The sequence below is a fragment of the Rhizobium sp. BK212 genome, assembly GCF_014197475.1.
GTDB classification, from domain to species: Bacteria; Pseudomonadota; Alphaproteobacteria; order Rhizobiales; family Rhizobiaceae; genus Rhizobium; species Rhizobium anhuiense.
The window spans coordinates 413,515-427,890 of the sequence record NZ_JACIFS010000005.1; the positions used below are offsets into that span (position 1 = coordinate 413,515).

The 14,376-nt window shown below is 61.6% G+C and carries 8 protein-coding genes; all 8 read left to right on the forward strand.

Annotated elements, in window-relative coordinates; all coding sequences use genetic code 11:
• A partial coding sequence (locus FHT79_RS32195; protein ID WP_246714028.1) for a DUF4082 domain-containing protein occupies positions 1 to 324 on the forward strand: 324 nt, incomplete at its 5' end.
• Positions 325 to 422: 98 nt separating this feature from the next.
• Positions 423 to 1,607: a GTP-binding protein gene (locus tag FHT79_RS19240; RefSeq protein ID WP_183903957.1), complete on the forward strand. Its 1,185-nt coding sequence runs from the start codon at positions 423 to 425 to the stop codon at positions 1,605 to 1,607.
• Positions 1,608 to 1,790: 183 nt separating this feature from the next.
• Entirely contained in the window at positions 1,791 to 7,202 is a 5,412-nt protein-coding gene (locus FHT79_RS19245; protein ID WP_183903958.1) for a DUF4082 domain-containing protein, read from the forward strand.
• 22 nt (positions 7,203 to 7,224) lie between these two features.
• On the forward strand, positions 7,225 to 8,445 hold the full coding sequence (locus FHT79_RS19250; RefSeq protein ID WP_183903959.1) for a GTP-binding protein: 1,221 nt from the start codon (positions 7,225 to 7,227) through the stop codon (positions 8,443 to 8,445).
• Between the two features lie 67 nt (positions 8,446 to 8,512).
• On the forward strand, positions 8,513 to 8,818 hold the full coding sequence (locus FHT79_RS19255) for a hypothetical protein (protein WP_047613895.1): 306 nt from the start codon (positions 8,513 to 8,515) through the stop codon (positions 8,816 to 8,818).
• Positions 8,819 to 8,861: 43 nt separating this feature from the next.
• The gene (locus tag FHT79_RS19260; RefSeq protein ID WP_047613893.1) at positions 8,862 to 11,006 is read left to right on the forward strand and encodes a peptidase domain-containing ABC transporter; all 2,145 of its coding nucleotides are present in this window, start codon (positions 8,862 to 8,864) and stop codon (positions 11,004 to 11,006) included.
• The gene (locus FHT79_RS19265) at positions 11,003 to 12,442 is read left to right on the forward strand and encodes an HlyD family type I secretion periplasmic adaptor subunit (protein WP_047613891.1); all 1,440 of its coding nucleotides are present in this window, start codon (positions 11,003 to 11,005) and stop codon (positions 12,440 to 12,442) included. Before FHT79_RS19260 ends, FHT79_RS19265 begins: the two co-directional genes overlap by 4 nt.
• A gap of 397 nt (positions 12,443 to 12,839) precedes the next feature.
• Entirely contained in the window at positions 12,840 to 14,222 is a 1,383-nt protein-coding gene (locus FHT79_RS19270) for an aminomethyl transferase family protein (RefSeq protein WP_183903960.1), read from the forward strand.
• Positions 14,223 to 14,376 lie beyond the last annotated feature (154 nt).

Here is a 14,376-nt window from a genome sequence, read left to right on the forward strand (position 1 = left end):
GGCACCAGGCTTGCCACCGCCACCTTCGCCAACACCACGGCGAGCGGCTGGCAGACGGTGAACTTCACGACGCCCGTCACCATTACCGCAAACACCAACTATATTGCGTCCTATCACACCACCGGCGCTTACGTGGCAACTGATGGCTTCTTCGCGAATGCGGTCACCAATGGTCCATTGACGGCCCAATCAAGTGCCGTCGCCGGCGGCAACGGTGTCTATGCGTATGGCGGATCCGCCACCGCAGGTCTCTTCCCGACCGACACCTACAATTCGGCGAATTACTATGCCGACGTTGTCTTCCGACCACAGCTCGTCGCGTGAAAAAAAGACACGGTTACGGACCGGTTTCGAATGAGGCTCATACGCAAATGCTGGTCGCGGCGAAGTGCGCTTCGACCGCCCGCATTCAAGGAATGCCGATGAACAGGATCGAGCGGCTCCCGGTAACCGTGCTGGCCGGCTTCCTCGGCGCTGGTAAGACGACGCTTCTTAGCCACGTCCTGAATAATCGTCAGGGCCTGCGGGTCGCTGTCATTGTCAACGATATGAGTGAAGTGAACATAGACGCCAGTCTCATTCGAGACGGCGGCTGCAACCTGTCGCATACGACGGAGACATTGATCGAGCTCAGCAATGGTTGCATATGCTGCACCCTGCGCAACGACCTGCTGACGGAAGTACGGCGACTGGCAGAAGAGCGGCGATACGACTATCTGTTGATCGAAGGCACCGGCATTGCCGAGCCATGCCCTATCGCTGCAACCTTTTCCTTCCGTGACGAGAACGGCGTCTCGCTCGCAGATTTTGCCAGCCTCGACACAATGGTCACCGTGGTCGACGCTGCAAACCTGTTAGCCGACTACAGCAGTGCCGATCTGCTTGCCGACCGCGGCCTGCAGCGCGACGGCGAGGACCGGCGCACACTCATCGACCTGCTGGTGGATCAGATCGAGTTTGCCGATGTTGTCGTGATCAACAAGATCTCGGACGCGACCGAAGAGATCCGCGCGGAAGTCCGCAAGATAGTTGCTGCGCTCAACCCGGATGCGCGCCAGGTGGAGACGGATTTCGGCAAGGTTTCTCTTGCAACCATCCTCAGTACGGGCCTCTTCGATGAAGCAAAAGCCGCCGCCCACCCGTTGTGGCACAAGGAGCTGTACAGCCCGGGCGACCATGTCCCGGAGACGGAAGAATACGGGGTGTCGAGTTTTGTCTATCGCACGCGGCGTCCCTTCGACCCCAGGCGGTTTCGAGCATTCCTGGACGAGCCCTGGCCGGGGGTAATCCGCGCCAAAGGCCATTTCTGGCTTGCCACACGCCCGCGTCATGTGGGCCTGATGTCGGCGGCCGGGGTGCAGCGGCGCTGCGAGCCCATGGGGCTCTGGTGGGCAGCCGTGCCCCGGCAGGATTGGCCGAGCCATCAGCAGTTTCGTCAGCATATCGAAAGCCGGTGGGACAGCGCTTGGGGCGACCGTCGGCAGGAGCTCGTATTCATCGGTGTTGATATGGACGAGACAGGTGTGCGGACCGCACTGGACGGATGCCTCGCCAGCGCCGATCCGCGCGACTGGGCCACCCTCGAAGATCCGTTTCCGGCCTGGTAGCACGGGCGCTCGAGTTAAAAACCGGCTCGACCAGCCGGACCGGCCCAGAATGCCTTTTCAACCAGCGTCAGCCACTTGGAAGTAGCCCGGCTGGTATGCGTTGAGGGTCATCATATGGGCGTAGGGGATACCTCCCTCATACCCCAGATTGCTGTCGTACATTCCCTTGGCAAAGGTGCCAGAATGAAGCTCTTGCTATGGCGGCCGAAGGGCGGGCCGATGCGGAAGGGGACGCCGCTGATGCGGAGAATTCATGTCAGTAATCGTGAGTATTTGAGTACATTTGGTGGAGCGTTGAGTATCTGTCGTGCACCCTCAACCTGGAGCGCAGTGCTGGGAACCGCGACGGTTGTATCTTCCACGAGTACCGATGGTTCCCTAAGCTTTGCCAGTAACGGCAGCTTCGCCAATCTCGACGGCGCCGCCCTCCCGTCCTCCTTCACCGGTCCGTCTTCCTTTACCGGCAATATCATGCAGCCTGCCGCGCTGATCTCATCGGGCGGCGTGCAAACTGCCTCGATACCACCGACGGCGATGCCCGCGCCTGCAGGCGACGGCGGCGCGCAGGACACCTCTGCCAAGACGGCTTCGGTTGCGACGGTGTTGCAGACGACGACTTCATCCGAACGCACCGTGCTCGGCCCGGACCCGTATGAGGAGGCTGCGACACTGCCTGCCGCTCCGGCGCTGACGGGTGTTACCAGCGATGCCGATACCGGCAGCGCCAAGACGGCGGCGCCGGCCAGTTCTTCCAGCAGTGTCGGCACGACTTCATTGCGCCTTCAGGCCTCGATAGGATCCATCTCGGTGGAGCCGAGCCAGGACGTTTCTGCTGAGACGACCGCCGCCGCGACGGCATTGGCGACGCCAGCGACGGCAACTTCGGTGGCAGCGACTTCGGCGGCGTCGGTCGCGACGGTAACGCCCAACAAGATCGCGCTCGAAAACCTGAAGCAGGGCAACCCGATCAGCGAGTGGGGTCTTGAAGGCGACGGCGGCGGCACCATTCAGGGCTTCGCCACCGAAATCAGCACGAATATCGGCCAGACGGTCGATTTCAAGATCGCCACCGATTCCACCCATTACCGCATCGATATCTACCGCATGGGCTATTATGGCGGGGCCGGCGCACGCAAGGTCGACTCGATCGAGAAATCGCTGACAACGGCGCAGATCCAGCCGCATCCGATCGTCGACATGTCGCTCGGCCTTATCGATTGCGGCAACTGGTCGGTTTCGGCGAGCTGGCAGATTCCGACGGACGCCGTCTCCGGCGTCTACTTCGCCAAGCTGGTGCGCGAAGACGGCACCGAGGATGCAAGCATCATCCCCTTCGTCGTGCGCGACGACGCCTCGACCAGCAATATCGTCTTCCAGACGTCCGACACGACATGGCAGGCCTATAATGCCTGGGGCGGCGCCAGCCTCTACTACGGCGAAGTGCCCGTCGACCCGGCAGACATGATCGGCTACCTGCCGCCGAACTGCAGCTGCGGGCTGACGGCGATCGGCCGGGCCTCGGCGGTCAGCTATAACCGGCCGATCATTACCAATACGAGCCCGATCGGCGGCTCGCACGACTACATCTTCGGCGTCGAATCCTCCGCCATCTCGTGGCTGGAACAGAACGGCTACGACGTTTCCTATATTTCCGGCGTCGATGCGGCACGCAGCGGCGCGCTGTTGCTGAACCATGATGCCTATCTCTCCGTCGGGCATGACGAATACTGGTCTGCCGAACAGCGCGCCAATGTCGAGGCGGCGCGCGATGCCGGCGTCAACCTCGCCTTCTGGAGCGGAAACGAGTGCTACTGGAAGGTCCGCTGGGAAAGCAGCATCGACGGCAGCGGCCAGGCCTACCGCACCATGGTCTGCTACAAGGAAACCTGGGGCACGAGCACGGATCCGAGCAATGTCGGCACCGGCACCTGGCGCGATCCGCGTTATGCCGATCCGGGGCAGCAGCCGGAGAATGCGCTGACGGGCACGATGTTCCAGGTGGACAGCTACCGGCAGGATACGATCTCCATTCCCTACGACTATTCGAACCTGCGCTTCTGGCGCAATACCGATGTCTCCCAGCTGAATGAAGGCGAAACCTATAATCTGGTACAGAACCTGCTCGGCTATGAGTGGGATTCCGATGTCGAGAACGGCTTCCGGCCGGATGGCCTCATCAACCTGTCGCTCTCCTCCATCGCGGTGAGCACCTATCTGCGCGATTACGGCACCACGGTCGGCGATGCGGTGGCGACCCATAGCCTGACCATGTACCGGGCAGAAAGCGGCGCGCTGGTCTTCGGCGCCGGCACCGTCTTCTGGTCCTGGGGGCTGAGTGACAACCACCAGGGCCCGGCCACGTCAACCGATCGCAACGTGCAGCAGGCGATGGTCAACATGTTCGCGGACATGGGCATTCAGCCGACGACGCTGGATGCGAGCCTGATCCTTGCGACACAGTCGACCGACACGCTGAAGCCAACCTCGTCGATCAGCTCGCCGATCATAGGCGCAAGCTTCGTCGAAGGGCAGCGCGTGACGATCACAGGCACGGCCCAGGACTTCGGCGGCGGCATCATCGCCGGCGTCGAAGTCTCCACCGATGGCGGCCAGCACTGGTTCAAGGCGTCAGGCCGCGAGAGCTGGAGCTATAATTGGGTCGTCCAGGCGAGCGGCACCTATACGATCATGTCGCGCGCCGTCGACGACAGCGTCAATATGGAGGCGCCGTCTGCCGGCAAGCAGGTCACCGTCACGCTGCCGGGCACGCAGGGCCTATGGACGCTTGCGGAAAAGCCCGCGGTCGAAATGGCGATCGATCGCGATTCCGTCGAGCTCGGCCTGCGCTTCCAGGCGACGACGGCAGGCTACGTGGAAGGCATCCGCTTCTACAAGGGCTTCTACAATATCGGCGACCATGTCGTCAGCCTCTGGAGCGCCAACGGAACGCTGCTGGCATCAGGCGTGTCGGTGGGCGAACCGCTTTCCGGCTGGCAGACGGTGATGTTCTCCAGCCCGATCCAGATTGCCGCCGGCACGACCTATGTGGCCTCCTATCACACCAACGGCTTCTACTCCGCCACCGAGAATTATTTCGCCAGCCCCTATGCCAGCGGCGCGCTGAAGGCCGTCGATGGCGGTGGTGTCTATGCCTATGGCGACAATGCCGGCACATTCCCCGGCCAGAGCCCCGGTACCGGCACCAACTATTGGGTCGACGTGGTCTTCGATGCCGGCCCCAACAGCGCGCCGGTTGCGACCGACGACGCGGGGCTGGCCATCACCCGCAACGACAGCCTCGTCGTCTCGATCGCCTCGCTCATCGGAAACGATACAGATCCCAATGGCGATGCGATGACGATTTCGGCGGTCGGCAATGCCGTCAACGGTACGGTGACGCTCAATAAGCAGAACGGCACCGTCATCTTCACGCCGACCAACAATTATTCGGGGCCGGCAAGCTTCACCTATACGCTGTCGGACGGGCGCGGCGGCACGGATCAGGGTAACGTCAGCCTCACCGTAAACCAGGGCCCTGCCGGGGAAACGCTGTTTAAATCAAGCGAAGGGCCGACGGGCGCAAGCTTCAACGAAGGTCAGTCGCTCGAACTCGGGATGAGGTTCGTCGCTTCGTCCAGCGGCATGATTACCGGCATCCGCTACTACAAGGCTGCCGGCGATACCGGCGCTCATACCGGCTCCCTCTGGACGGCTGACGGCACGCTGGTCGCGACCGTCAGCTTCGCCGACAGCGGATCGGCGAGCGGCTGGCAGACCGCGACATTCACCAACCCGGTGCATATCGCGGCTGGCACCACCTATGTCGCCTCCTACCACACGACAGGCTCCTATGTGGCGACATCAGATTATTTCACGTCAGCCCATACCAACGGCGCGCTGACGGCGCTCGCCGGCAGTAACGGCGTCTTCGGAAATGGCACGGGGTTCCCAAGCTCCAGTTACCAGTCGTCGAACTACTGGGTGGATGTCGTCTACAACCAGACAAGCAATGCGGTGCCGTTCGCCGCCAATGACAATGGCTACACGACCTATTCCAACACGGCGCTGTCGATTGCCGCAGCCAGCCTGCTTGCAAACGACAGCGATGGCGATGGCGACCCGCTCAGCATCACCGGCGTCAATGCTGCGGTCAACGGAACGGTGACCTTCAATAGCCAGACCAAGTCCGTCATTTTCACCCCGACGGCAGGTTATACGGGTGCGGCGAGCTTCTCCTATTCGATCGCGGATGGATATGGCGGCATAGCGTCGGCCACCGTCAGCCTCACTGTCGGCACGCCGCCCGGGGGAGGAACGACGTCAAGCCTGTTCACCGGCGCCGACACGTCGGGTGTTGCCGCCGCCAATGACGCCAACTCGGTCGAACTCGGCGTCAAATTCATCGCTTCCGCCAGCGGCCAGATCACCGGGCTCACCTATTACAGGAGCGCCCAGGATACCGGCACGCATGTCGGCTCGCTCTGGACGGCCAGCGGCCAGGTTCTGGCCCAGGCCACCTTCATCAGCGAGACGGCGAGCGGCTGGCAGACGGTTTACTTCACCCAGCCGATCAATGTTACGGCCGGCGCCACCTATGTGGCGAGCTACCATTCGAACGGCTTCTATTCCGCAACGGCGAACTACTTCACGACGGACCATACGAACGGCGCGCTGACGGCCCCGTCGAGTGCGGCGAGTGGCGGCAACGGCCTTTATGCCTATGGCTCGGGCAGCCTGTTTCCGACCGCTTCCTACAATGCGAGCAATTACTGGGTCGACGTGCTCTATCAACAGGGCGGCGCGCAGAATGCGATTCCGGTCGCCGCCAATGACAGCGGCTTGTCGACCAATACCGGCACGCCGATCACCATCCAGGCCTCAGTGCTCCTGGCAAACGACACCGATGCCGATGGTGATCCGCTTGTCATCACCGGCGTCAGCGGCGCGGTCAACGGCTCTGTCGCCTACGATGCCCAGGCCAAGACGGTGACTTTCACGCCGACGGCAGGCTATTCGGGACCGGCGAACTTCAGCTACGCAATTGCAGACGGCAAGGGCGGCACGGCGTCGGCGCAGGTTGCGCTCACCATCAACGGCGGCCAGACGGGAGGACCGGAGCAGAACCTCTTTGCCGCCGATGCGACGCCTTCGATCGTCTCCGTCAACGACAATCAGCCGGTTAATCTCGGCATGAAATTCCAGGCGGATACGGCAGGCTGGGTTACCGGCATCCGCTTCTACAAGGGGGCAGACAATACAGGCCCGCACAACGGCTATCTCTGGACCGCCTCGGGCACATTGCTCGGCAGCGTCAGCTTCGGCAACGAAACGGCAAGCGGCTGGCAGACCGCCACGCTCACCCAGCAGGTCGAGGTCGCCGCGGATACGACCTATGTCGTTTCCTACAGCACCAACGGCAATTATTCGGCGACCGGCAATTACTTCAGCGCCGATGTGACGAACGGCGATTTGAGGGCGCTCAGCGGCAACAACGGCGTCTATGCCTATGGGGCGAGCGGCTTGTTCCCAAGTGCCAGCTATAACAGCACAAACTACTATGTGGACGTAGCGTTCAGACCGCAGCTCGCGGCGTAGAAGAAGCGAGCGGGGAGTATCGATGACGAGTGCAGACAACAGACTTCCGGTCACGGTCCTTGCCGGCTTTCTCGGCGCCGGCAAGACGACGATCCTCAACCATGTCCTGCGCAATCGCGAGGGGCGTCGGGTCGCCGTCATCGTCAACGACATGAGCGAGGTGAATATCGACGCCGATCTCGTGCGCGACGGGGGAGCGAACCTGTCGCGGACGGACGAGACGCTGGTGGAGCTCACCAATGGCTGCATCTGCTGCACATTGCGCGACGATCTCTTAAGCGAAGTCCGCCGGCTCGCCGCCGCCGGTCGCTTCGATTATCTGCTGATCGAGGGCACGGGTATTGCCGAGCCGCTGCCGGTCGCAGCCACCTTCTCCTTCCGCGACGAGAGCGGGGCAGCCCTCTGCGACGTCGCGCGGCTCGACACGATGGTTTCCGTCGTCGATGCGGTCAATCTTCTGGTCGATTATGCGAGCGCGGAGTTCCTGAGCGATCGCGGCGAGAGCCGGGACGGAGACGACGAGCGCAAGCTGGTGGAACTGCTCGTCGAGCAGATCGAATTCGCCGATGTCGTGGTCATCAACAAGGCGCAGGATGTGCCGCCTGCAGCGCTTGCCGAGGTTCGCCGCATCGTTGCCGCACTCAACCCCGATGCCCGCGTCATCGAGACCGGCTTCGGCCGGCTGAAGCTCGACGCCATCTTGAATACTGGCCTCTTCAGCGAAGCGAGAGCTGCCCGCCATCCGCTCTGGCACAAGGAACTCTTCGGTTGGGGCGAGCATGTGCCGGAGACCGAGGAATACGGCATTTCGAGCTTCGTCTATCGCAGCCGCCGGCCGTTCGATCCCTCCAGGCTGAGCGATTTCCTCGACAGAAAATGGCCGGGCCTCATCCGGGCGAAGGGCCATTTCTGGCTGGCGACAAGGCCCGACGAGATCGGCCTGCTGTCGATTGCCGGCACGCAGTGCCGCATCGACACCAAGGGTTTCTGGTGGGCCTCCGTGCCGAAGGCGCAATGGCCGCGCTTTCAGCAGTTCCGCCAACTCATCGACCGGCATTGGGACGCGATCTGGGGCGACCGCCGCCAGGAACTGGTTTTCATCGGCGCCGGCTTCGACGAAGACGCAATCCGCACCGCGCTCGACGACTGCCTGACCGGTGAGGAGAGAGGCTTCGATCCGCAGACCGCCGCCCGGCTACGGGACCCGTTTCCGGCCTGGCAGCACGCCCATTCAAATAGTTAGAGTATCCTAATGGACGTAAGCCGCCCAAAGAGGAAGACGTTTTGATTATCAACCGGAGGAGAGAACAATGAGCAACGAACTTTATGCAGATGGCATCGGCGAAATCACCATCACCGGAACGATCGTGCGGATTGACCTGATGTCGCTCTCGGCCACCGAGCGTGACGCCAACAACAATCCGAAGCCGGTTTTCCGCCAGCGCATCATCATGCCGGTCGATGCCTTCGCCAATGCGGTCGATCTCATGCAGAAGGCGCTTGGCGGGTTGGTCGAAGCTGGTGCGGTCCGTCGCATCGGCGATATGTCGGCGGCGGCTGCCGATATCCAGTCGGTGCAGGCCGGCGCTTCGAACGCCTCGCCGAACTTCAACTGATAAAACAAATATTGCCTCGGTCTCGTATTGTTTCAGGTGGGCCATGACTGGTTTTCTGCATACCAACCTGCATTGTCTTGCGCTGGTCGCGCGTCATCACGGCGTCGACCTTGCTCCTGAACGATTGCAGCACGATTATGCCGTCGGCAACGATCCTGTTGCCTTGCGGCAGCTGCTGCGCATGGCCAAGGATGCCGGCCTCAGGGCAAAGCATCTGACGCTCGACTGGCGATCCCTGTTCCAACTTGGCGAGGCGTTCCCGGTGCTCGCTGAGCTGACGAACGGCAACTGGGTGGTCATCGCCGGCGCTGTCGGGAGCGGGGAGGATGAGAGAATCCGCGTTCTCGACCCGCTGGCATCACGCGCCGAAGTGATGATGCTCAGCGAAGAGCAGTTCGCCAAGGCCTGGCTCGGATCGGTGATCCTGCTGAAGCGCAACTATCGCATGTCCGATGAGGACCGGCCCTTCGGCTTCCGCTGGTTCGTCCCCGAGATCATCAAGCAGCGCAGCTTCTTCCGCGATGTCGCGCTCGCCGCCTTCGTGCTCTACGGGCTGGGGCTGACGACGCCGATCTTCTTTCAGCTCGTCATCGACAAGGTGCTGGTGCATCAGAGCTATGCGACGCTGACGGTTCTCACGGCGGGCATTGCGATCGCGCTCGTCTTCGACGCGACCTTCACTTTCCTGCGCCGCTATTTGTTGCTCTATGCGACGAACAGGATCGACATCCGCGTCGCGACCCGCACCTTCGGCCATCTGCTCAACCTGCCGATCGCGCTCTTCGAACAGGCCTCCGCCGGCGTTCTCGTCAAGCATATGCAGCAGACGGGGCGCATTCGCGAATTCCTGACCGGCCGGCTGTTTCTCACACTCCTGGACGGCGTTTCGCTCCTGGTCTTCGTGCCGATCCTGCTTCTCTACAGCGTCAAGCTGACGCTCGTCGTGCTCGGTTTCGCAGCCCTCGTCGGGCTGGTGGTGATGATGCTCGTCGGGCCGTTCCAGCGCCGGTTGCAGGCGCTCTATCAAGCCGAAGGCGACCGCCAGGCATTGCTGGTGGAAACCGTACACGGCATGCGCACCGTCAAATCGCTGGCGCTGGAACCGCGCCAGCGCAAGGTGTGGGACGATTATTCGGCCCAGTCGATCTCCGTGCGTTTCCGGGTCGACAAGATCTCGACCATCGCTCAGGCGATGACCGGACTGCTGGAGAAGCTGATGAGCGTCGCGATCATCGGCCTCGGCGCGCTCGATGTCTTCAGTGGCGCGATGACGATCGGCGCGCTGGTCGCCTTCAACATGCTCGCCGGCCGGGTCTCGGGACCACTGGTGCAGATCGTCACCATGGTGCACGAATATCAGGAAGTCGCGCTCTCCGTGCGCATGCTCGGCGAGATCATGAACCAGCGGCCGGAGCAGGCGGGCCGCGGGCGAGGTGTTCGGCCGAATCTACAGGGCCGCATCGAATTCGACAGGGTCACCTTCCGCTACGGCCCGGATAGCGCGCCGGCGCTCGACAATGTCTCCTTCGCCATTCCGGCGGGCTGCTTGTTCGGGGTGGTCGGCAAAAGCGGCTCGGGCAAGACGACGATCACAAGGCTGATCCAGGGGCTCTATCAGAGCCAGGAAGGCCTCGTGCGCATGGATGGCTATGACAGCCGCGAGATCGACCTGGTGCATCTGAGAACGAGCATCGGCGTCGTGCTGCAGGATAGTTTCCTGTTCCGCGGCTCGGTGCGCGAGAATATTGCCGCCGCCAAGCCGGATGCCAGCATCGAGGAGATCATGGAAGTTGCCCGTATCGCCGGCGCCGAGGAGTTCATCGAGCGCCTGCCGCGCGGCTTTGACACGATGCTGGAGGAAAACGCCTCCAATCTGTCAGGCGGCCAGAAGCAGCGGCTTGCCATTGCCCGGGCGCTGATCACCGATCCGAAGCTGTTGATCTTTGACGAGGCGACGAGCGCCCTCGACCCCGACAGCGAGGCGATCATCCGCGAGAATCTGAGCCGCATCGCCGCCGGCCGCACTGTCATCATCGTCTCGCACCGGCTTTCGACGCTCGTCGATGCCGATGCCATTCTCGTCATCGAGCGTGGCAAGGTCGCCGATATCGGCCGGCACGATCAGCTTGTATCGCGCTGCATGACCTATCGCCACCTGTGGGCCCAGCAGATGAGGCAGGTCGCATGAACGCGCACAGCAGAAAACCCAGCGAGAACCTGCCGGTCCCTTCGGGCAAGGGGCCATCAGACAAGGAGCCGGAGAAGGGCAGGGAACTCATCGCCCGCCCACCGCTGCCACCGGCAATTGCCGAGTTCCAGTCCGATGCCGTCGAACTCGAAGAACGCGCGCCGCCGCGCGTTGCCCGCATGACGCTGTATTGCGTGACAGCACTGCTTGCCGCAGCGATCACCTGGGCCTCGGTCTCCTCCATCGACGAGGTGGTGATTGCGCCCGGCAAGCTCGTCACCACACAGCCCACTATCGTCGTCCAGCCGCTCGAAACCTCGATCATCCGCACGATCGACGTCAAGGTCGGCGAGGTGGTGCATGCCGGCCAAACGCTGGCGACGCTCGACGCCACCTTCAGCCAGGCCGATGTCGGCCAACTGAGGGCGAAGTTTTCCGCTCTCGACGCCCAGGTGAAGCGCCTGGAGGCCGAGCTTACCGGCGAGGACTATTCGAAGATCGCCGGCAACACGCAGGATGAGCAACTGCAGCTGCAGCTCTTTGCCCAGCGGCGGGCCTTCTACACGGCGCAGCTGCAGAATTTCGAACAGCAGATCGCCGGCCAATCGTCCGCACTTGCGGCAAACCGCAATCAGGAGGCCGTGCTGAACGACCGGCGCGACAACCTCTCGCAGATCGAGGCCACGCGAAAGAAGCTCTATGATAAGGAAAGCGGTTCGCTGCTCACCATGCTCGGCTCGCGCGACGCTCGCCTCGATGTGGAGGCCGATATCACCGCGGTGCGCGGCAAGGCCGAGGAGGCGGTCCACGCCTACGCGAAACTGAGCGCCGACCGCCAGGCCTTCATCGAGGATTTCCGCCGCGCCGCGATGGAGCAGCTGGTGGACCTGCGCGGCCAGCGTGACATGACCGGCGAAGAGCTGAAGAAGATGGAGCTGCGCCGTAACATGGTGGCGCTGACTGCACCCGCCGATGCCGTCGTGCTCGATCTTGCCCAGCGCTCGGTCGGTTCCGTCGTGCGCGAGGCCGAGCCGGTGGTGACGCTGGTGCCGATCAACGTGCCGCTCGAAGCAGAAGTCTCGATCAACACCCGCGACATCGGCCGCGTGGTCGTCGGCAAGGAAGCCCGCGTCAAGCTCGACGCCTATCCCTTCCAGAAATACGGCACGGCAACGGGCGAAGTGCGAACGATCAGCGAGGACACTTTCCTCACCGGCCAACCGGAACAGACCGCCACCCCGAGCCAGCCGTCCGCCCCCTTCTTCAAGGCGCGCATCCTGCTTGCCGATACCCGGTTGAATGCCACAGATGTGCCGGTGCGGCTGCTTCCCGGCATGACCGTGACCACGGAAATCAAGGTCGGCAACCGCACGGTGATCTCCTATTTCCTGTATCCGCTGCTGCGTGGCCTCGACAACGCAATACGCGAACCGTAGGGCGCCACAGCTCAGTTCGCCCCGAACAAGATCCCGAGCGAGCTTTTAGGCAGATAGTTCTGTCGTTCCCTAAATCATTGTTATTCCACATAGGGTTCAAATCCCTTCAAAGGGGCGCTGCAGATTTTTCAAATTGAACAAAATATCAAATTGACAGTATGTGTAATTTATGAATGTATAGAGTTGAAAGCGGATCATGGCCGTTAGCTAGTTTCCACTTGGCGTTGAAGAAAGAGCGATGTCGTCCTGGGAGCTTGGAGCCGCGTCGCAAAGCGATCGCCCGGCGCCAAGCGCTGGGCTGCAACAATAGTGGGGTTTTGAAGCGAAATCGTTGCTGCGTGTTTAAAGCTTGCCGAAATATTAGCAGTTTATTTTCAGTATCAGGGAGGAGCTGAACATGAATATCGCACCAAGCGTGGGACTCAAGAACCTGGAGTCCATTGTCAATGACGCCGGAGGTCCGGTAAAATTGCTTCGTGGGTCCAACATCGGGCCTTACACATTCCCGGTTATTCCACCGGAGTTCACCAATTGGCGCGATGAGGTGAGATCCTGGAAGGATAGCGTTGCGCTGCTTGAGCTTTCCTACCACATGACGGAACTGCATCTTCGCGGTCCGGACGCCGTAAAGTTTCTTTCCACGCTGGCGACCAACAAGTTCGATTCCTTCCCGGTTTTGCGCGGCAAACAACTGGTGCTGGCCGGCCACGACGGTTATATGATCGGTGATGCCATTGTCTTCCGCGAGGAAGAGGAATTTCTGCGCATCGTCGGCGCCCCTTTTGCCAGTGACTGGGTGCAGTACAACGCCGAAATCAGCGGCATGAATGTGACCGCGGTGCGGGACGACAACTTCTCGATCCGTTCGGGAACGCGCGATGTCTTCCGTATCCAGGTCCAGGGCCCCAACGCGCTTCCCTTGGTGCGTGAGGTTTCGGACGGGACGTTGCCGGACATCAAGTTCTTCAATATCGGTGAATTCCAGATTGCTGGTCACGCGGTTCGTGCCCTTCGCCATGGCATGGCAGGCGAGCCTGGCTACGAAATCTATGGGCCTTGGGACATTCAGCACGAGATTCGCGCCGCCTTTGCCGAGGTCGGGCAAAAATATGGCATGCGCAAGATTGGAGCGATGGCCTATTCGACCACCGCGCAGGAATCCGGCTGGATGCCAATGCCGCTTCCGGCCATCTATCACAGCGCCGAAATGAAGCCCTACCGCGAATGGCTGAACCAGTACTTCCTGGAGTCGGTCGCCTCGCTCGGCGGCAGCTTCCTGTCCGACAAGATTGAGGACTACTACGTCGATCCGGTTGAAGTCGGTTACAAGTCGCTGATCGACTTCAATCACGATTTCATTGGCAAGGAAGCCCTGCGTGAAAGGGTCGCCAATCCGAAGCGAAAGAAAGTGACGCTCGAATGGAACAACGACGACGTCATGGCATGCATGAACTCGTCGCTGATCGATCCGGACAACGGCGGTATGTTCATGAAGCTGCCAAATCCGATGTATGCGACGTTCCAGTCGGACGCGATCATGAAAGGTGGCAAACGCGTCGGCATATCGCAATGGCTTGCCTATTCCGCCAATGCCAATCGGGTCATCTCGCTCTCGCTCGTTGATATTGAGCACGCCGAACCCGGTGCGGAAGTCACAGTGCTTTGGGGTGAGCCAAATTCCCAGCGCCTTCCGGTCGGCACGCACCAGCTCCGCGAAATTCGCGCCAAGGTAGCTCCGGCTCCCTACTTCGAAAAAGTCATCAAGACCGGCCAGCAGTAACCTCAAGCCGCTTGGCGCTCAAAGCAAGCTTCATGGTGAACGGCAGCACTGTCCAGTGGCCCTCAGCGGGGCCGCGGTAGTCTGCCGTACGCATCCCTTGTGCGATCCAGCTGGGGATCGTCGACAATTTCCGAAGACGTCTATAGGGGCCATC

What these genes read in the sequence shown, in the direction of transcription:
- FHT79_RS19250 (WP_183903959.1), top strand. Translation starts at nt 7,225, where the DNA reads ATGACGAGTGCAGACAACAGACTTCCGGTCACGGTCCTTGCCGGCTTT.
- FHT79_RS19245 (WP_183903958.1), top strand. Translation starts at nt 1,791, where the DNA reads ATGAAGCTCTTGCTATGGCGGCCGAAGGGCGGGCCGATGCGGAAGGGG.
- FHT79_RS19265 (WP_047613891.1), top strand. Translation starts at nt 11,003, where the DNA reads ATGAACGCGCACAGCAGAAAACCCAGCGAGAACCTGCCGGTCCCTTCG.
- FHT79_RS19240 (WP_183903957.1), top strand. Translation starts at nt 423, where the DNA reads ATGAACAGGATCGAGCGGCTCCCGGTAACCGTGCTGGCCGGCTTCCTC.
- FHT79_RS19255 (WP_047613895.1), top strand. Translation starts at nt 8,513, where the DNA reads ATGAGCAACGAACTTTATGCAGATGGCATCGGCGAAATCACCATCACC.
- FHT79_RS19270 (WP_183903960.1), top strand. Translation starts at nt 12,840, where the DNA reads ATGAATATCGCACCAAGCGTGGGACTCAAGAACCTGGAGTCCATTGTC.
- FHT79_RS19260 (WP_047613893.1), top strand. Translation starts at nt 8,862, where the DNA reads ATGACTGGTTTTCTGCATACCAACCTGCATTGTCTTGCGCTGGTCGCG.